This window comes from Mycobacterium sp. NGS51 (assembly GCF_059812525.1).
The window spans coordinates 1-18,563 of the sequence record NZ_JCALCV010000019.1; the positions used below are offsets into that span (position 1 = coordinate 1).

Annotated in this window: 12 protein-coding genes; 5 read left to right on the forward strand and 7 right to left on the reverse strand. The window is 64.7% G+C overall.

The features are described 5' to 3' along the window. Window positions 1–3,252: non-ribosomal peptide synthetase (locus AC5Y5W_RS20435; protein ID WP_500022591.1), on the reverse strand; the 3,252-nt coding region annotated here is incomplete at its 3' end. Window positions 3,253–4,178: 926 nt separating this feature from the next. Between AC5Y5W_RS20435 and AC5Y5W_RS20440 the strand changes: the two genes are divergently transcribed. Beyond that, the gene (locus AC5Y5W_RS20440) at window positions 4,179–4,403 is read left to right on the forward strand and encodes a hypothetical protein (protein WP_500012428.1); all 225 of its coding nucleotides are present in this window, start codon (window positions 4,179–4,181) and stop codon (window positions 4,401–4,403) included. A gap of 4 nt (window positions 4,404–4,407) precedes the next feature. On the opposite strand, the gene fadD11 is transcribed toward AC5Y5W_RS20440, so the two are convergent. Next, window positions 4,408–6,234, reverse strand: coding sequence for a fatty acid--CoA ligase FadD11 (gene fadD11 / locus AC5Y5W_RS20445; RefSeq protein ID WP_500012426.1), 1,827 nt, complete (start codon window positions 6,232–6,234; stop codon window positions 4,408–4,410). A gap of 22 nt (window positions 6,235–6,256) precedes the next feature. Then, window positions 6,257–7,042, reverse strand: coding sequence for an enoyl-CoA hydratase/isomerase family protein (locus AC5Y5W_RS20450; protein ID WP_500012425.1), 786 nt, complete (start codon window positions 7,040–7,042; stop codon window positions 6,257–6,259). 69 nt (window positions 7,043–7,111) lie between these two features. On the opposite strand from AC5Y5W_RS20450, the gene AC5Y5W_RS20455 reads away from it, so the two are divergent. Next, the gene (locus AC5Y5W_RS20455; RefSeq protein WP_500012424.1) at window positions 7,112–8,362 is read left to right on the forward strand and encodes a metal-dependent hydrolase family protein; all 1,251 of its coding nucleotides are present in this window, start codon (window positions 7,112–7,114) and stop codon (window positions 8,360–8,362) included. 4 nt (window positions 8,363–8,366) lie between these two features. On the opposite strand, the gene AC5Y5W_RS20460 is transcribed toward AC5Y5W_RS20455, so the two are convergent. Beyond that, window positions 8,367–9,605, reverse strand: a complete 1,239-nt coding sequence (locus AC5Y5W_RS20460) for a GNAT family N-acetyltransferase (RefSeq protein ID WP_500012422.1) — start codon at window positions 9,603–9,605, stop codon at window positions 8,367–8,369. A 165-nt stretch (window positions 9,606–9,770) separates the two neighbouring features. Between AC5Y5W_RS20460 and AC5Y5W_RS20465 the strand changes: the two genes are divergently transcribed. Further along, the gene (locus AC5Y5W_RS20465; RefSeq protein WP_500012420.1) at window positions 9,771–12,089 is read left to right on the forward strand and encodes an MMPL family transporter; all 2,319 of its coding nucleotides are present in this window, start codon (window positions 9,771–9,773) and stop codon (window positions 12,087–12,089) included. Here the strand turns inward: AC5Y5W_RS20465 and AC5Y5W_RS20470 are convergent. Together AC5Y5W_RS20470 and AC5Y5W_RS20475 are read right to left on the reverse strand one after the other, a co-directional pair. Beyond that, the gene (locus AC5Y5W_RS20470) at window positions 12,086–12,982 is read right to left on the reverse strand and encodes a DMT family transporter (RefSeq protein ID WP_500012418.1); all 897 of its coding nucleotides are present in this window, start codon (window positions 12,980–12,982) and stop codon (window positions 12,086–12,088) included. The two genes, AC5Y5W_RS20465 and AC5Y5W_RS20470, sit on opposite strands and share 4 nt — an antisense overlap. Window positions 12,983–13,018: 36 nt before the next feature. Then, window positions 13,019–13,408 (reverse strand): MerR family transcriptional regulator, encoded by a 390-nt coding sequence (locus AC5Y5W_RS20475; protein WP_500012416.1) that lies wholly within the window; start codon window positions 13,406–13,408, stop codon window positions 13,019–13,021. Window positions 13,409–13,468: 60 nt separating this feature from the next. Here AC5Y5W_RS20475 and AC5Y5W_RS20480 point away from each other — a divergent pair, with 60 nt between their 5' ends. Beyond that, the gene (locus tag AC5Y5W_RS20480; protein WP_500012413.1) at window positions 13,469–13,918 is read left to right on the forward strand and encodes a PPOX class F420-dependent oxidoreductase; all 450 of its coding nucleotides are present in this window, start codon (window positions 13,469–13,471) and stop codon (window positions 13,916–13,918) included. Beyond that, window positions 13,911–14,948 carry an MBL fold metallo-hydrolase gene (locus AC5Y5W_RS20485; protein WP_500012412.1) on the forward strand — a complete coding sequence of 346 codons (1,038 nt, stop codon included), beginning with the start codon at window positions 13,911–13,913 and terminating at the stop codon, window positions 14,946–14,948. Before AC5Y5W_RS20480 ends, AC5Y5W_RS20485 begins: the two co-directional genes overlap by 8 nt. On the opposite strand, the gene dnaE is transcribed toward AC5Y5W_RS20485, so the two are convergent. After that, complete coding sequence (gene dnaE / locus AC5Y5W_RS20490; RefSeq protein WP_500012411.1) at window positions 14,914–18,441, reverse strand: DNA polymerase III subunit alpha; 3,528 nt, start codon at window positions 18,439–18,441, stop codon at window positions 14,914–14,916. The two genes, AC5Y5W_RS20485 and dnaE, sit on opposite strands and share 35 nt — an antisense overlap. Window positions 18,442–18,563: the final 122 nt, after the last annotated feature.

Genomic DNA, 18,563 nt, shown 5'->3' on the forward strand with positions numbered 1-18,563 from the left:
GACATCGGCCAGCGCCGCACCCAACGCCTCGACGTCCAATGCCCCACTGATCCGCAGCGCTGTCGGCATGTTGTGCACCGGCGAGGGCCCCTGCAACTGGTCTAGGAACCACAACCGCTGCTGGGCAAACGACAACGGCACCACCGCGGGCCGCTCACCAGCCACCAACGGCGCCAACCCATCTCCGCCAGCGCCAATACGCGGTGCCAGCTGGGCCACTGTGGGCGCCTCGAACACCGCACGCACCGCCAGCCCCGCATCCAGGCCGGTGTTGACCGCAGCGACCAGACGCATCGCCGACAGCGAATCCCCACCCAAATCGAAGAACGAGTCGTCGACCCCAACCCGCTCCAACCCCAAAACCTGGGCATAGATGCCGGCCAAGATTTCCTCGATCGCATCGCCCGGGGCGCGGTAACGGTCAGTGTCCTGGTAATCCGGTGCCGGCAGAGCGCGCCTGTCGACTTTGCCATTCGGCGTGAGCGGCAACACATCCAGAGCCACCACAGCTGCGGGAACCATGTAGGCCGGGAGCCGGTCGGCTAGCGCAGTGCGCGCCTGGGCAGGGTCGACGGTGCCGGTCACATACCCGATCAGCCGCTTGTCGCCCGGGCGGTCCTCACGGGCGATCACCACCGCCTGCTCAACCCCGTCGAGCCCGCCCAGGGCTGTTTGGATCTCGCCGAGCTCGATGCGATACCCGCGGATCTTGACCTGCTCGTCCGCGCGCCCCACATAGCGCAGCTGCCCGTCCACGCCCCAACGCACCAGATCACCGGTGCGATACATCCGTTGCCCTGACGCACCGAACGGACACGCCACAAACCGGGATGCGGTCAACCCTGCCCGGCGCACATACCCCACACCCACGCCGCGGCCGGCCACATACAACTCGCCGACCACGCCGGCCGGCACCGCCCGCAACCACCCGTCGAGCACAAACAACGCCGCCCCCGCCATCGGCGCACCAATGGGCACCACACCCGGCCGTGCCACCAGCGGCGCACTCCTGGACGCATACACCGTGATCTCGGTCGGACCATAGGCGTTGACCATCACCCGCCCCGGCGCCCAGCGCTTTACCAACTCGGCCGGACACGGCTCACCGGCCACCACCAACGCCACCGAACCCAAACGCTCGGGCGAGAGCATCGCAACCGCCGAGGGGGTCTGACTCAACACACTGACCTGCTCACCAATCAACAAGTCATGGAACTCATCTGGTGAGCCGACCACCGAGTCCGGTATCACCACCAGCCGCCCGCCGCCCAGCAGCGCAGACCAGATCTCCCACACCGAAACGTCAAAGGCCAACGAATGCCACTGCGTCCACACACCCGTGCGCGGCACGCCGGGATCAAATGACTCCACCAGCTGGGTCAGGTTGTGATGGGTGATGGCCACCCCTTTGGGCACCCCGGTAGTACCCGAGGTGTAAATGAGGTACGCGATATGGTCCGGGCTTGGCGCCGGCAGCGCGGCGCTGGGTTGACTGTTGATCGCCGGATCCTCGACATCGACGACCAACAGGTCCAGCCCGGATAGCCGCCCCACCAAATCCGCGGTGGTAATTACCGCCACCGCCGCAGCATCGGCGAGCATAAAACCCATCCGCGCTCGTGGACACTGCGGATCGATCGGCAGATACGCCGCTCCCGTCTTGAGCACCGCCAGCATCGCCACGATCGCCTCTACCGACCGCGAACACAGCAGCCCCACACACTGTCCCGCGCCCACCCCATGACCAGCCAACAGATGCGCCAGCCGGTTAGCCGCCTCATCCAGGTCGCAATACGTCAGCGACCGACCCTCACAGCTGACCGCCACCGCCTCTGGATGACAGGTCACCCGCTCGGCGAACAACGCCGGAATCGACGCCGTCGGGCATACCGGCTGGGTCAAAACCGCCCGATTACCCAGCACATCCAACCGGGCATGCTCATCCTGATCGAGCACATCCACCGACGACAACAACCGCCCCGGGTCAGCAGCCATGGCCACCAGTACCCGCTCCAACCGATTCGCCAAATTGCGGAGATCACAATTCGGAAGCAATTGCCCCGCACCCGGTGTGCTGAGAAAAAGCTGATCCTCATCCCGGAAGAAGACCAGCCGAAACTGATCCCCTAGGCCATCGTGGGTCAGGGTCGCCGTCACCGCAGAACCAGCAAGATCCGCCAGATGTGTCGTCGGGATGAAATTAACCGCTATCCGATTCGAGATCTGCTCAGAGCCGCGGAGACGTGCGGCACTCTCGATGGTGTGCACTGGGAACCGCTGATGCTGCAGCGCTTCGTGGATTCGCGAGTCAACGTGTTCGCAAAAGCTTGTGACCGTGGCACCCGGCGATGCTTTTAGCACTAATGGGACCACACCGGAAATCATTCCGGGCACCACTTTTGACTCCGGACGAACGCGCCTGCTTACCGGAAAATCAAATACGACTTCTGAACTTTCAGCATCGCATCCACCAACTAACAGTGCGGACGCTGCGGTCATCACTGACGATCGATGCACACCTAGCGCCCGGGCCAACCCATCGATCCCAGCAACTGCGGAAGGGTTCAATTGAACCGGCGCAGCCGTTACATGGGCATCATGCCCGTTCGTAGCATTGGCCAACCGATAGCGCGGTTCGCTTTCGGACGGGAGGTTTCTGGCCCAGTATTCCTGATCATCCAGATAATCGGGAGACGCCTCGTACTCCAACTCGCAATCAATGAGATCACTCAGCGACCCAAAGTAAGTAGGAGGAATCGACCCACCAGAAGCAATAACGCTATAGATAGTTGCAATGCGATGCAGAACTAGAGCAAGGCCGATCCCGTCCGCTACTATATGATGGCAGCACACGAAAACATAAAATTCATCTGTACGTGTCTGCAATAACGCAAATTTGTACAGCGGCCCACTCAACGGCATTGCCGTCTGCTGAATCGACGAGGCTAGCCGATAAGCGTCCTGCTCGGGATCCTGCGATCCGATCAAGTCATGATGAGCCAGCTCGACGGGCGGATCATCAACCACTCGTTGAATAACCTGGCCATCAACCTGGAAAAACGCGGCCCTCAGCGGCTCAGCCTCGCGGACCACTCGACGGACCGCCCACTCCAACAAATCGGGGTCCACCGGGCCCGCGATTCGCGCAAATACGCCGACTTGCCACCTGGCACCGAAACGACCCGTTTCCTCTGCAAGCCATATGTCGAGCTGGCCACGCGTTAACGGAAATACCCGATCAGCGACATCCATCGAAGCCCCCTGCAACGGATGCAAACTCAAGATTTATGTGTAAACACTGGGCTTGCGCCAAGCCTCCCGCGCAAACCCCTCATCCCCGCGATCCCCCGGAGCTGATCACTCGACTATTCCGTGGCTGCGTCGAGCGGGATAGGGTAATCACCTACCCCAATCGAATGACCCCTCAGGAAATCCCGGTCCCGTCGGCATACGATTTGCGCGTCGTGACGTCGGCGTCAGAGATGAAGACGCGCCCGTTGCCCAGCACACGGCCGAGCCCCTCGAATACCCGTTGCGGCATGAATCACTGAGACTGCAGCACAAATCTCATCGAACGCCGAACCGCTGCGCCGCCCCGCCGGTGCATCCGCGAAACCCCTCCGCATGCTGCCCCCTTCCTATCGTTAACCAAAGTAAGGAAGCTGCCGCCGGTCATCATCGAACGGATGGGAACACGGACGATGGATCAATCGTGCGTAATGTTACGACGACTGACGGCCTGGTTCGGGCAATCAAGTTAAATCGCAACGGGATCTTTCCTGCGCGCAACGACACGCTTGTTACAAATGCTGAAATTGTGATAGGCGAGTTTCTTGAGGCAGAAGATAAATGATTGTCGGCCCTTCGGAAGTATCCTGCACCCGGCCAGCCGCGCTCGGCTGCGTTAGCTGGGGGCTAGGACTTGGTGTGCAGTGCAGAGAGCACGGCGGGCGGGGATCAGGACGCCGAGCGTGATAGCCAGGGCGATCGAAACGGTTGGCTGGCAACAAAACTGAGACAAGAAACGAGATTCTGACGCGGTTACCAGCTTCTTCAAAGCGCCCCCACGTAAGAGATCGGCGACGTCATCCCCCGAAACTGGGCACATCCGGAGCTTCTTGGCAGTTCAGGGCGTGTTTCGGCTAGCCGAAAACTAGAGTGCCGGGTATCCTGAACTTATGACCACCTCCCAGCACGTCGACGCGCTAACCGGTCCCAAGCCGGCCGGGATGCTGGTCGCCGGTGTGCCGTGGCCAGCCCACAAACTGGTCGCGTTGCTCGCGGGGCTGGCCACGTTGCTGATCGTCGGAGTGCTCACCGCCAGCGCGGCGCCCTCCGTCCTGGCCGCCGCAGCCGTGGCCGTAACGGCCGGACTGGTGTCCAAGGTGGTATTGCGGGCCTAAGACCTCACGCCGGTTGCGTCGCCGACGAGGCTTTGGGTTCGTGCACGTCCGGTCCCGGTTCGCCGGCGTACAACTCCTCGATTTCGGCGGCGTACTTGGCGGCGATCGGCCGTCGTTTGAGTTTCATCGTCAGGGTGATTTCCTCACCGCCGGGCTCCCACAGCGTCGGCAGCACTCGAAAGCGCTTGATCTGCTCGACGCGCGAGAGCTTGACGTTGCCCTCGGCGATCCCGGCCGCGATCCCCGCGATCACCTCCGGGTCGGCCGCGAGAGCCGCCGGCGAGGCATCGGCGAGTCCGTGTTGGGCCGCGTACGGGCCGACCGAGTCGGCATCGAACACCATCAACGCGGTGTTGTACGGCCGCCCATCCCCGACGGTGACCATTGCGCCGACCATAGGGCACGCGGCCAGGATCGCGTTCTCGATATTGGCCGGCGACATGTTCTTGCCGGCCGCATTGATGATCAACTCCTTTTTCCGGTCGACCACCCGCAGATATCCCTCGGAGTCCACGTCGAGAATGTCACCGGTGTGCAGCCAGCCGTCCGCGTCGATCGCATCGGCGGTCTTCGCCGGCTCTTTGCGATAGCCCTTCATCACCAGCGGACCGCGCACCAGGTATTCGCCGTCTTCGGCGATCTTGGATTCCAGCCCGGGAAGCAGCTTGCCGACGGTTCCCAGCCGCCCTTCGCGCGGATGGAAAACGCTGGCAACACAACTCAACTCGGACATGCCCCAGACCTCGGCAATCGGGATGCCGATTCCGGCAAAGAAGCCGAGGGTCTCCTTCGGGATCGGCGCCGCCCCCGACACCGCCCACCGCAGCTGGTCCAACCCGAGCTTGGCGCGCAGCTTGGACAGCACCAACTCGTCGGCGGTGGCCCACTCCGCCGCCAGGTCATCGGGCACCGGGTCTCCGGCGATCAACGCCGCAGCGCGCTTCCCGCTCACCGCCAGCGCCCATTGCAACGCCTGCCGCCGCTCTTCGTCGGGTTCATTCGCGACGGCGAATTGAATTGCGGCCTTGAGCTTTTCCCATACCCGGGGCACGGCTCCCCAAATGGTCGGCCGAACATCGGGCAACGCGGCCGCGATGGCACGGGCGTCGGAAACCACGGTGATCTGCGTGCCGAACACCTCTTGGTTGTAGAGCGCCATCATCCGGTCGGCGATGTGCGCCGAGGGCAGGAACGACGTGATCCGGTCGCCGAATTCGACACCGAGAACGGCGTCGAGGGCCTGTCCTTCAAACAGCAGGTTGGCGTGCGTCATCTCCACACCCTTGGGGTTTCCGGTCGTGCCGGAGGTGTAGATGAGCGTGACGATGTCGTCGGGTTGCACTGCACGCCAAGTCGATTCGAAGTCGAAATCGTCGGCGCCGGCGGCGTACAGATCCTCGAGGGACAGCGTTCCCTCCGGCGACCCGTCGATACACACAATGTGCTCGATGGGCGCGCCGCTGGCCTGGATCCGCTCGACGTACTGCGCCTCGCACATCACCACTTTGGTTCCGGCGTTGCCGAACAAGTAGGTCAGCTGTTCGGCGGGCAGGGTGTTGTAGACCGAGAACGACGTGGCGCCGACGTGCTGTGCGCCCACCTCCAGGGGGTAGAACTCCACCCGGTTGGCCATCATCAGCGATACCGTGTCGCCGCGGCGCACCCCCAGCCCGGCCAGCCCGGCCGCGACCTGGCGTACCTGCGCCGCGTATTCGCGCCACGTCATGGTCTGGGTGTCGCCCGGGGTGCGCAGCGCGACGGCGTCGGGGTCGATCGCCGCCGTGCGCTGGAATGCGTCTGGCAGGGTGCTCGGACGCTCGGCCGTGGTCATATCGGTTCTCCTCCTTGGATGCTCAGCGGCGGCGTACCCGGTCCAGGTAGGCCTCGGCGGCTTTCCGCGACTCGGAATCGTGCAATGCAGTGACCAGAGCGTCTGCGTCACTCCAGCTTCGCGCGGTGGCCACCATCCCGTCGGCCACGGCGTTGGTATGGCGCTTCGTCGAGACGAGCGTCAGCGCCGACTTGGTGAGTAGTTGTTGCACCAGTTGTTCGACCTCCTCATCGAGGTCGGTCTCCGGCACCACGCGGTTGAGGAATCCGGCAGTCTTGGCTTCATCGGCTCCGAATGGTCGACACGTCATCACCAGTTCCTTGGTCAGTGCGGGGCCGATCTCGCGCACCAGCCGCGGGATGCCGCCCCAGGCCAGTGGAATGCCGAGATCGACCTCGGGTATGGAGAACCGGGCCGAGTCGGCCGCCACCCGCAGGTCGCATGCGGCCGCGAGCACCAGTCCGCCGCCGACACAATGACCATGCACCCGCGCGACGGTCACCGCGCGCATGGCTTCGACGGCGTCGGCCATCCGCCGCCCGGCGTCGGCGGCTTCCCGCGCAGCGCCGGCCCCGTCGGCGGGATCGGTGAACGCCGCCAGGTCCGCCCCGGCCGAGAACGCGCGACCATTGCCGCTGACGACGACGACTTTGACCTCAGGCCGGGCGTCGAACCAACGGGCGGCGGCGACCAGTTCGTTCAGGGTCTGCGTGCTGAGCGGGTTGAGCTTCGCCGGCCGGTTCAACGTGATCGAACCGCGTTCCCCATCAGCCACCACCTCGACAGTCGTCGGGTCGTGGGCTTCCATGTCTCCGACCGTAGGTCGCCGGGCAGGGCGCGGTGCCCAAAATCGACGTATGTTCTAGAGACTATGGCCATGGCAGCAACCTTGATCACCGGCGCGAACGTGTGGGACGGGGTGGCGGCTTCGGCAGCGCCGCGGCAGGTGCTGGTCTCCGATGGTCGCATCCGACGAGTCGCGGACAGGATCGACGCGCCTACGGACGCGGAGGTGCTCGACCTGTCCGGGCACACGCTGACACCGGGTTTCATCGACTGCCATACCCACGTGGCGCTGGCACCGCCGCTTGGCCCGATGCTTGCCCTCGATTCGAGCACCGCCAAGACGTTGAAGTCTTTGCCGGTGCTGCGGGCCTTGCTGCACAACGGCTTTACCACCGTGCGTGATCTGGGCTGCGGGGATCTCGACTATCCGACCATCGACCTGCGCAACGCGGTGGCAGCCGGTCTTATCGAGGGTCCGCGGATGCTGGTGGCGCCGCACATGATCTCGGCGCGCGGCGGCCATGGCGATTTCAGCGCACTGGTCGCCGACGAATACCAAGGGTCGCCGCGGGCGCTGGAACTGGCCGCCGCCGACGGTCGCGATGAGATACGTACCAGGGTTAGGCAGGAGATCCGCGCCGGCGCCGACTGGATCAAGTTCGCGGCGACTGGCGGCTTCGCGTCACCGTCGGACGATCCCGGCCAGGCCACCTACAGCCAGGAGGAGATGGATGTCCTGGTCGCTACGGCCGCCGACCTTGATGTTCCCGCGACTCCACACAGCTACGGCGACGAAGGCATCCGGCGCGCGGTCCGCGCCGGCGTTCGCAGCATCGAGCACGGCAACCTCGCTTCGGCCGAGACCTTGCGAATGATGGAGGACGCAGGCGTGTTCTTGGTGCCGACCCAGTACGCGATCCTGACCGGCCCCAGCCGGAGCGACGACGATCCGCTATGGGACGCGGTGCCGGAGTACGCGCGACGCAAAGCGCAAAAATACCGGGGCCCGTTGTTGGACGCCGCCGAGGGGATAGCTGCGAGCAACGTACGCATCGCGTTCGGCACCGATGCCGGCATGTTCCCGCATCACGACAATTGGCAAGAGTTTCCGATGATGGTGTCGACGGGCATCAGCCCGCTGCGTGCCCTGCAAGCCGCCACCAGCGTCGCTGCTGAGCTGCTGCGGCTCGACGATCTGGGTGTGATCGCCGAAGGCAAGATCGCCGACTTGATCGCCATGCCCGGCGATCCGTTCACCGACATCGACGTCACCGGCCGAGTGGACTTCGTCATGAAAGGCGGTGTCATCCATAAGGTTCCGGCCGAAACACCGTTGGCCTGACGGGTCAAAAAAGTGTGCCGCAATACGGTGCCCGGTGGGTACTGAAGGCGGCATCCAGGTTCGGTATCGCACCGCTACGCAGTTCGCTGATGCGGTTGGCCCGGTGAAGTTCCGACGCTCGATGCGCACCCATGTAGATCGTTCCCAGTTCACCCAGACCGATTTTGACGTCCGCGGGACCGTCATGGGCAGTGCACTTCCCGACACCATCACGAGTCTGGAGCAGGAATCGTCCCCCGGCGACGTCAAACGGGTCGGTGACGTCCAGTACGACGTCGGCATCGGCGGCGTACACACGCTCTCCGAGCGCTTCGGGAACATTCATGATTCGTATCCAGAGAAAATCACCCACACCGGTCGTTGGGGCCGCACGCTGATCCTTGAGTTTGAGTGGGAGCGGATCGTCGGCCGGGACCTCGATTTCTATGTGATCGAACACATCTAACGCCAACAACGCTTCGAGTAATTCGGTATGTGCTTCGTCTGTGATCGGGCAGAAGTCTTGGACCACCACGGTGCCGAACGGCGGCCGAAACGCGTGTGCCGTCGCGCCGATCACTCGGTATGTTAGGAAACCGTCGGGATGGAGGATGAAATTGAGCGCCGATCCCTCATCGCGCTGCGTCACTCTGTCTTCCAAAAAGTCGGACCACCAGGCGCTGTCGCGAGTCAGGGCGCCAGGAGTCACGGCACGCCATCGGTCATAAATCCGGGGTAATTGGTCTCTTGCCTCCGACGCGCGGACTTCACGTGTCCGACTTCGGCCGGGCGCGCCTCGTAGCGCGGCAAACCGGGGCTCGATACGGTAAGTGCGCGCATAGCTCGCCACGCCGGCGCCCAGGGTCTCATAAGCGGTTGGCCGGGTCGGAACACCACAGATGAACGAATAGCCGCGGTCCAACAGGATTCCGGCGCCCTGGACGCTGATCTTCTGCCAAATTCCCCTTCCCTGATGTGATGCCGCCACGGTTGCCATGGTCAGCCACGCGGCACTGAGGCTGCCGCCACCCGGCACCGTGAGCTCCAGGCTGTAGCACAGCGAGGTTCCGACCACCAACGGGTGCTGCGGATCGGACATATCCTCGGCAACCACGATGTCCTCGAGCTTGACCCGGCGTTTCCAGGCTTCGAGGTCCGCCGGATCCGCGGAAAGCCCGAATGCGCGGGCCTGGTTCTCATAGACCGCCGGCAAATCCTCATCGGATGGATGCCTGATTTTGATGGCGTCGTCGGTTGCGTTCATCGGTCATCCTTGCGGCTCATCGAGGGTTCCGCCTGCGTACAGGTACCCATCGAATGGGCCGGCCAACCAGCGCTGGCAACCCGATACCCCAATGTGGGTGGTCAGGCAGCCCGGACCGGGTATGCGGTAGCGGGCGGACGACCGACAGCGGAGGGACGCTGAGAGATGCTGCAAGCAATCACCCGACTGGCCATTCGCGCGCCGCGACGCATCATCGCGGTCGCAGTCCTGGTTGTGGTGGCGGCCGCGGTGTTCGGCATCCCGGTGGTCGGCAGCTTGTCGGGCGGCGGCTTTCAAGACCCGAACTCGGAATCTGCCCGCGCGACCCAATTGCTCAGGGACAAGTTCGGCCAAACCGATCAGAAGATGCTGATCGTGGTGACCGCACCTACAGGCGCCCGCAGCGATCAGTCCCGCCGGGTGGCCACCGACATCGTCGACCACCTGAAACGATCCCCGTGGGTCTTGGAGGTGACCTCGGCGTGGACGTCGCCGCAGGCCGCCTCCCGGCTCATCAGCAAGGACGGCAAGTCCGGGTTGATTGTGGCCGGTCTGAAAGGGGGCGAGAACACCGCACAGAAGTACGCCAGCACGCTCACCCGGGAACTGGTGCATGACCGCGACGGTGTCACCGTGCGCGCCGGCGGCATGGCGGTGGCCTATGCCCAGATAAACCATCTGAACAAGCGCGACCTGCTGTTGATGGAGTCCATCGCGATTCCACTCAGCTTCGCGGTACTGGTCTGGGTGTTCGGCGGTGTGGTGGCGGCGGCATTGCCGATTGCGTTGGGGGCCCTGGCCATTCTCGGCACCATGTCGATGTTGCGGCTGATCAGCTTCGTTACCGACGTGTCGTCCTATGCACTGGACCTGTCCATCGCGATGGGTCTCGCCTTGGCGATCGACTACAACCTGTTGATCATCAGCCGCTACCGCGAGGAGCTGGCCCGGATGGGCGATCGGGAGCAGGCGCTGTTGCGGACCATGGTCACGGCCGGGCGAACCGTGCTGTTCTCTGCCACCACTGTCGGCTTGTCGATGGCCGTAATGACCGTGTTCCCGATGGATTTCCTGAAATCGTCGGCCTACACCGTGGTTGCCACCGCAGCGGTTGTCGTGGCGGCAACGGTCGTGGTGACTCCGGCGGCGATCGTGCTGCTGGGGCCGCGACTGGACGCGCTGGACGCCCGCCCGCTGGTATGCCGGTGGCTGCCGCGGGCGAAGTGGTGCCGCGACCACGCGCACAAGACGCCCGACTCGCTGTTCTGGTACCGCTCGACCAAGTTCGTCGTGCGCCACGCCGTGCCGGTCGGTCTGAGCGTCGTCGCACTGCTCCTGCTGCTGGGTGTCCCGTTCCTCGGGGTGAAGTGGGGCTTCCCCGATGAACGCGTGCTACCCCGATCCACCTCGGCGCGCCAAGTCGCCGACATGCTGGACAACGATTTCCCCGACGGGATAGGGACGGCGGTGTCCGTCGTCGTCCCCGACGCACGCGGTGTGACCCGCGTCGACGTGGAGCGTTATGCCGCCGACCTGTCGCGCGTACCTGACGTGTCTGCGGTCACCGCACCGACCGGAACGTTCGTGGCCGGACGCCTGATGGGACCGCCCGACGCACCCACCGGCATCGCGCACGGCAGTCCATTCCTCACAGTCGCCAGCACCGCGCCGCTGTATTCGGAAGCCTCGGCCAGGCAGCTCGACCGATTGCATGAGGTCGCCGGACCGGCCGGGCGGTCGGTGGAGATGACCGGGCTGGCGCAGATCAACCGCGACAGCGTCGACGCGATCACCAAGCGGCTTCCGCTGGTGCTGGGACTGATCGCCGTCATCACGTTTACGCTGCTGTTCTTGCTTACCGGCAGTGTGGTGATACCGGTGCAGGCGCTCGTGTGCAACGTGTTGTCACTGACGGCGGCATTCGGCGCCATGGTGTGGATCTTCCAAGACGGACACCTCGGCGCACTGGGGACGACCCCGAATGGGACGTTGAATGCCAACATCCCGGTGTTGTTGTTCTGCATCGCCTTCGGGTTGGCGATGGATTACGAGGTGTTCCTTGTCTCGCGGATCCGTGAGTTTTGGCTGACGTCAGTAGGTCCGGGCAAGATGGGCCCGGGTGCGGCCGACGCGCACAGGGCCAGCGACGAGAGCACGGCCCTGGGCATCGCGGGCATCGGCCGGGTGGTCACCGCGGCCGCGGTGGTGATGTCGATTACGTTTGCCGCGTTGATTCCGGCCCAGGTGTCCTTCATCCGAATGCTCGGTCTCGGCCTGACACTTGCGGTGCTGGTCGACGCCACCCTGGTGCGAATGGTCCTGGTTCCGGCGTTCATGCACCTGGTTGGTCCGCGGAGTTGGTGGGCGCCCAAACCGTTGGCGTGGCTGCATGACCGGATCACATCCAGGGAAGCCGATGACACGTCACAGCGCACCGCGGGCGTTGAGCCGGAGCGTGCTTCGCCCGTGAGCGACCGGAGTTAGCGGCGCTGCGCAGCGACGGCACGGATTGGCCTGCGGCGCCGGGAAGCCTCCCCTCGAATCAGCGCGAGCGCGAAGATAGCCGCCGTCATCACCAGCGCGGAAGCAGCCAGCGCGATCATCCCGGCGCGACCGGTGTCCAGCGTCTCGCCGAGGACGACAACACCCAGCACTGCGGCCACTACCGGCTGCGAAACCTGCAGCGTCGGCATCGACGCGGTCAGGGGCCCGGCCCGGAACGCTGATTGACTCCACACCAGACCTCCCAGCGCGACTAGTAGCCAGGCGTACAGCTCGGGTGTGCGGGCTGCCGCCCATTCGCCATCGCCCAGCCGGTGGACGACTTCCTTGGTGAGTACGGAAAAGACACCCCAGAGCGAACCCGATACGAAGGCGAACAGCACCGCGGCCAGGGCACCACCCCAGATCCGGCCGGCCACGATGCATCCGACCAGCAGCGGCCCCAACACCACCATTGCACCGGCCCACGTGTGAAGCGAGGCGCTCGAACGACCGGGCTGCGGGTGCCCGACGGTGACGATCACCGCGATGGCCACCGTCAACGATGCGGCCCAAATCCACTCTCGGCCGGTGACCGTGCGATGTGACAACGTCGCGCTGATCGGCAGGGCAAACAGGATTGAAAACATGAGCAACGCCTGCACCAGCAACACCGAACCCTGGAGCAGCGCGGCCGCCTGCAGCCCGATACTTGCCAGCAGTATCAAGGTGCCGCACAGCCACCGCTGATCGCGCAACAGCTTCACGACCAATTCGACGTGGCCGGTCGCGGCGTCAGTGATCCGGTGCGTCGCGCGTTGCTGCAGGACGTCGCCTATTGCGATGCACAGCGCAGAACTCAGCGCGAGCAGAGCGGCAATGTGCACTGTGGCCATGTACCCGTTTTCGCGGCCGCGCTGACGGGGCTGGGCTCAGGCCGGTAATGCCGCGTGAATCCCGCAGGTACAGGCATCGATCGACGGGCAGGTGCAGCGCATGCCCCACTCGATCACCGCTCGCGCTCGCGCGAGCGAGGCCAGCTGGGCGTCGATCTCGGCGAGTTTGGCCTCGGCGAGCGCGCGGCTGGCCGGACGTCCCGGCGCATCGTCGGCGAATAACAGCTGTATCTCGTCGAGCGCGAATCCGGCGGACTTGCACAGCCGGATCACCTCGAGTCGGGCCAGCACCGCGTCGTCGTAGCGACGCTGACCGCCCACCCGGGCCGGCGCGGGGACCAGACCAATCTGCTCGTAGTAGCGCAAGGTGGTCGCCGCGACACCGGCTTCGCGCGCCACTTCTCCGATCGTCAATGCTGCGGCCATCGGACCCTCCTGATATTCGAGCTTGACTTAGAGTCAACTCTAAGCTGTTGACTCGGTGCCATGCATACCCACGGCCTCGATGAGTTGCGCACCACCCGTTATGCGATGCTCCGGTCGTTTCGCCGCGACGGCACGCCCGTCGACACCCCGATCTGGTTCGGGTTCGACGGACCGACCGTGGTGTTTCGCACCAAAATCGGTCCCAAGACCCGTCGGCTGGCGGCCCACCCGGAGGTCGAGCTCACCGCCTGCGACTACCGGGGCCGAGTGCGCCCGGGGGCGCCGAAGCTCACCGGCCACGCCACGATCCTGTCGGACGCCGACGCCGATGCCGGCAATCGCATGTTGCACGAGCGGTACGGCTGGCAATGGAACATCGTGCCCTTGATCAAGGTGCCGGGTGTCACCAACGTGAACCGAGACCTGAGCCTGCGCGAGAAGCTGCGGCGTGCTCGTTATCGTGCCGTCTGGCCGGGCTTCGTGATTGTCGGGATCGCGCCCCATGCCTGATCCCGTCCGCTCCCCCGGTGTCATCGAATGCTGCACCGCCGCAGCCGGACTCGTTTGGGGCATGATTCGACCCCGGCAACCGGATCAGCGGTTCATCCGCAGTGTCGTCGACGCGGGGCTGCCAGAACCTCGTGCCACCGTGACCGTGACCGCACTACCGCAAGTGCCGCGCTCGGTGCCGACCGCGATGATTGTGGAGGGCACGTTTGCGCCCCGGCGAGTGCAGAACTCGTTGACGTCGTTTCTCGTCAGGCATCCAACGGCGACGTTCATCGTCGACCCCGCCGTGTGCGTCGACGCCGAACACCGGGCAATCGCCCAGCTTTCCGCGGCCTTGCGGCCGGCGGTGCGTCCGCCCGCGAACACCATCCCCACGATCACCGCACTGGATCAACTGGCCACTACCCGCGAGTTGGATTTTGCGCTGCCGACCCACGCGCACTGGGACCACGTTTCGGGCCTGCTGGACATGCCCGGGCTGCCGGTGCGACTGCACCGCACCGAATACGACTGGGTCACCACCGGGCCGGTGGCCCCGGTGGGCGGGGTCCGCGATTCACTGCGCGACCGGCCCGTCGTCGAATACGAACTCGACGGGCCACCGGTCCTGACCTTCACCAGAAGCCACGATGTGTTCGGCGACCGCTCCGTCATTCTGGTCGACCTCGCCGGACACACCCCCGGCAGCGTCGGCGTTCTTACCCACACCGCCGAGGGCTGGATCCTGATCGCAGGTGACGCGGCGTGGCACGAGCTGCAGATCGAAAAGATCCGGCAAAAGTCAAGCTATCCAGGCGGTTTGGCCGACGAGAATCGCGGCGAGACGTTCCGGACACTGCAACGTCTGCACCTGGCGCGTCACGCGGTGACGATCATCCCGACCCACGACCACCAGGCGGCCCTGCAGTTACCCGCCTCCTCGACCCGCGAGCGTGAAACCCTTGCGAAAAACTCGCTAAAAACTCGCAACAGTTTCACGCTCGGCGCAAAAGATTTCAGCCCAGGCAGCCGGGACCCAGCAACGCCTTGAGGTCGCCCATCAGCGCGGGCGAGGGCGTCACCCGCAGCGAGGAGTCCAACTCCAGCGTGGTGATCCGATCACCACTGATCAGCCGCAAACGCACCTGCGACGTGCCGGGGTGGCGGGCCAGCACCTGTTTCAGCGCGCTGACCTTGTCGATGGTGCACTGGCGGGTGGGCAGGCTGACCGCCAGCGGCCGGTCGACCTGCGCGCCGGAAAAGTCCGGCACCACAAGCTCGTTGGCGATCAGGCATACCCGGTCATCGGAGATCTTCACCCGTGCGCCGACGAGGACCACGGCGTCGTCGACGATGTCGGCGCCGTAAGCGGTGTAGGTGTGCGGGAAGAACATCACTTCGATACCACCGGTCAAGTCTTCCAATTGTGCTGATGCCCAGGGCATCCCGTTCTTGTTGACCCGCCGGTTGACCGACGCCAGAATGCCGCCCACCCGCACCGACGTGTCGTTGGGCACGTCGCCGTCGAGTATCGCCGGAATGGGCGTGTCGACCTGAGTGGCCAGCAGATGTGCGATCCCGTTGAGCGGATGACCGGACACGTACAAGCCGAGCATTTCGCGCTCCAGCGCCAACTTGTGCTTGTCCTCCCACTCCTCGGTGGGCACCTTGATCGCGAACACCGACTCGGCGGCGGTATCGCTGCCGCCGAACAAATCGAACTGGCCCATCGCCTCGGCCTTTTTGGTGCCCAGCACCGAGTCCACCGCGTCGGTGTGCACCAGGAACAAACCCTTACGGGGATGACCCAACGAGTCGAACGCGCCGGCTTTGATCAGCGACTCGGTGACCCTCCTGTTGCAGGCGGCGATGTCGATCTTGTTCAGATAGTCGGAGAAGTCGGTGAACTTGCCCTTATCGGTACGGGTGTTCAGCAGTGAGGCAACGACATTGGCGCCGACGTTGCGCACCGCACCCAGTCCGTATCGGATGTCGGTGCCGACCGACGCGAAGTTCAGCCCGGACTCGTTGACGTCGGGGGGCAGCACGGTGATGCCGAGCTTGCGGCAGTCGGCCAGGTAGACCGCGGCCTTGTCCTTGTCATCGCCGACCGAGGTGAGCAGTCCGGCCATGTATTCGGCGGGATAGTTGGCTTTAAGGTAGGCCGTCCAGTAGGACACCATGCCGTACCCGGCGGCGTGCGACTTGTTGAACGCGTAGTCGGCGAACGGCAGGATGGTGTCCCACAGCGCTTTGATCGCGCCACCCGAGAAACCGTTGGCCTTCATACCTTCGGAGAAGCCCTCGAATTCCTTTTCCAGCACTTCGCGTTTCTTCTTGCCCATCGCTTTACGCAAAATGTCGGCTCGGGCCAGTGAATAACCGGCCACCTTCTGGGCGATGCGCATGATCTGCTCTTGGTAGACGATCAGGCCGTAGGTCTCGGCGAGGATGTCGCGCAGCGGTTCCTCGAGTTCGGGGTGGATGGGTTTGATCGCCTGCCGGTTGTTTTTGCGGTCGGCGTAGTCGTTGTGGGCGTTCATGCCCATCGGGCCGGGGCGATACAACGCCAGTACTGCGACGATGTCTTCGAATCCGGTGGGCTGCATGCGGCGCAGCAGATCGCGCATCGGCCCGCCGTCGAGCTGGAACACGCCCAGCGTGTCACCGCGGCCCAGCAGCTCATAGGTGGCCGGGTCGTCGAGCGGCAGCGACTCGAGGTCGACGTCAATTCCCCTGTTGGCCTTGATGTTGTGGATCGCGTCGCCGATGATCGTCAGGTTGCGCAGCCCGAGGAAGTCCATCTTCAGCAGGCCGATCGCCTCACACGACGGGTAGTCCCATCCGGTGATGATCGCGCCGTCCTGCGGCCGCTTCCACAGCGGAATCGCCTCGGTGAGCGGTTCGCTGCTCATGATGACCGCACAGGCGTGCACGCCGGCGTTGCGGATCAGCCCTTCCAGGCCGCGGGCGGTCTGGTAGATGGTCCGCACATCGGGGTCGGTGTCGATCAGGCCGCGGACCTCGGCGGCCTCCTTGTAGCGCTCGTGATTCGGGTCGGTGATGCCGGACAGCGGAATGTCTTTGGCCATAATCGCCGGCGGCAGGGCCTTGGTGATCCGGTCGGCGATCGCGAAGCCGGGCTGGCCGTAGTGGATGCGGGCCGAATCCTTGAGTGCGGCTTTAGTTTTGATGGTGCCGAAAGTGATGACCTGCGCGACCCGGTCCTGGCCCCACTTGTCGGCGGCGTAGCGCACCATTTCACCGCGGCGGCGGTCGTCGAAGTCGATGTCGATGTCGGGCATCGAGGTGCGTTCCGGGTTGAGGAACCGCTCGAATAGCAGACCGTGCGGGATCGGGTCGATGTCGGTGATGCCCAACGCATAAGAGACCAGCGAGCCGGCCGCCGAGCCGCGGCCGGGGCCGACCCGGATGTCGACCGAGCGCGCATAGTTGATCAGGTCGGCCACGATCAGGAAGTACGACGGAAATCCCTTGCCGCAGATGACCTCGATCTCGTAGGCGGCGCGCTCGGAGTAGCCGTCCGGGATACCGCCGCGAAACCGTCGTCGCAGGCCGCTGTCCACCTCGTGCCGTAACCAGGACGCCTGGTCGTGACCCTCGGGCACCGGGAACACCGGCATCCGGTCGCGGGGAGCCCACACGTCGGCATACGAGCTGACCCGCTCGGCGATCAGCAGCGTGGCATCGCACGCGCCGGGAAGCTCGTGATCCCAGATTCCCCGCATCTCGGCGGCCGACTTGAGGTAGTAGCCGTCGCCGTCGAACTTGAACCGATTGGGATCCGACAGCGTCTTGCCGGTCTGCACACACAGCAGCGCCTCGTGGTTGTGCGCGGCGTCGCGGGTGACGTAGTGGCAGTCGTTGGTGGCCAGCGCGGGGATGTTCAGCGTCCGACCGATCTCCAGCAGCCCCTCTCGCACCCGGCGCTCGATGTCCAGGCCGTGGTCCATCACTTCAAGGAAGTAGTTGTCGGCGCCGAAGATCTCCCGCCACTTGGCCGCCGCCTGGAGCGCTTCGCGGCGCTGCCCGAGCCGCAGCCGTGTCTGGACCTCGCCGGACGGGCAGCCGGTGGTGGCGATGATGCCGGCGGCGTGCTCGGCGACCAGCTCGGCATCCATCCGCGACCACTTGCCGAGCTGCCCTTCGAAGGAGGCCAGCGAGGACAGCTTGAACAGGTTGCGCAGGCCGGTGGCGTTCTCGGCGACCATGGTCAGGTGGGTGTAGGACCCGGATCCGGACACGTCGTCGCTCTTCTGGCCCGGGTCACCCCACAAAACCCGGCGGGTGTCGAACCGCGACGCGGGCGCGACGTAGGCCTCTACCCCGATAATCGGCTTGATACCGGCTTCCGTGGCGGCGTTGTAGAACTCGCTGGCGCCGAACATGTTTCCGTGGTCGGTCATCCCGATCGCCGGCATCTCCAGCCGCTGCGCCTCGGCCAGCATCGGCGCGATCTTCGCGGCACCGTCCAACATCGAGTACTCGGTGTGGTTATGCAGGTGCACGAAGGATTGGTTCATAGGGACGCCAGTCTATGACCGGGTGCCGACATGTGATCGGCGTGTCGCGAGGCGTGTCTGCGCGGTGTCGGTGTGCGTAATCGATTCCTCGGACAGGTCCGGCCAGCCTCCTCTAGCTTGAG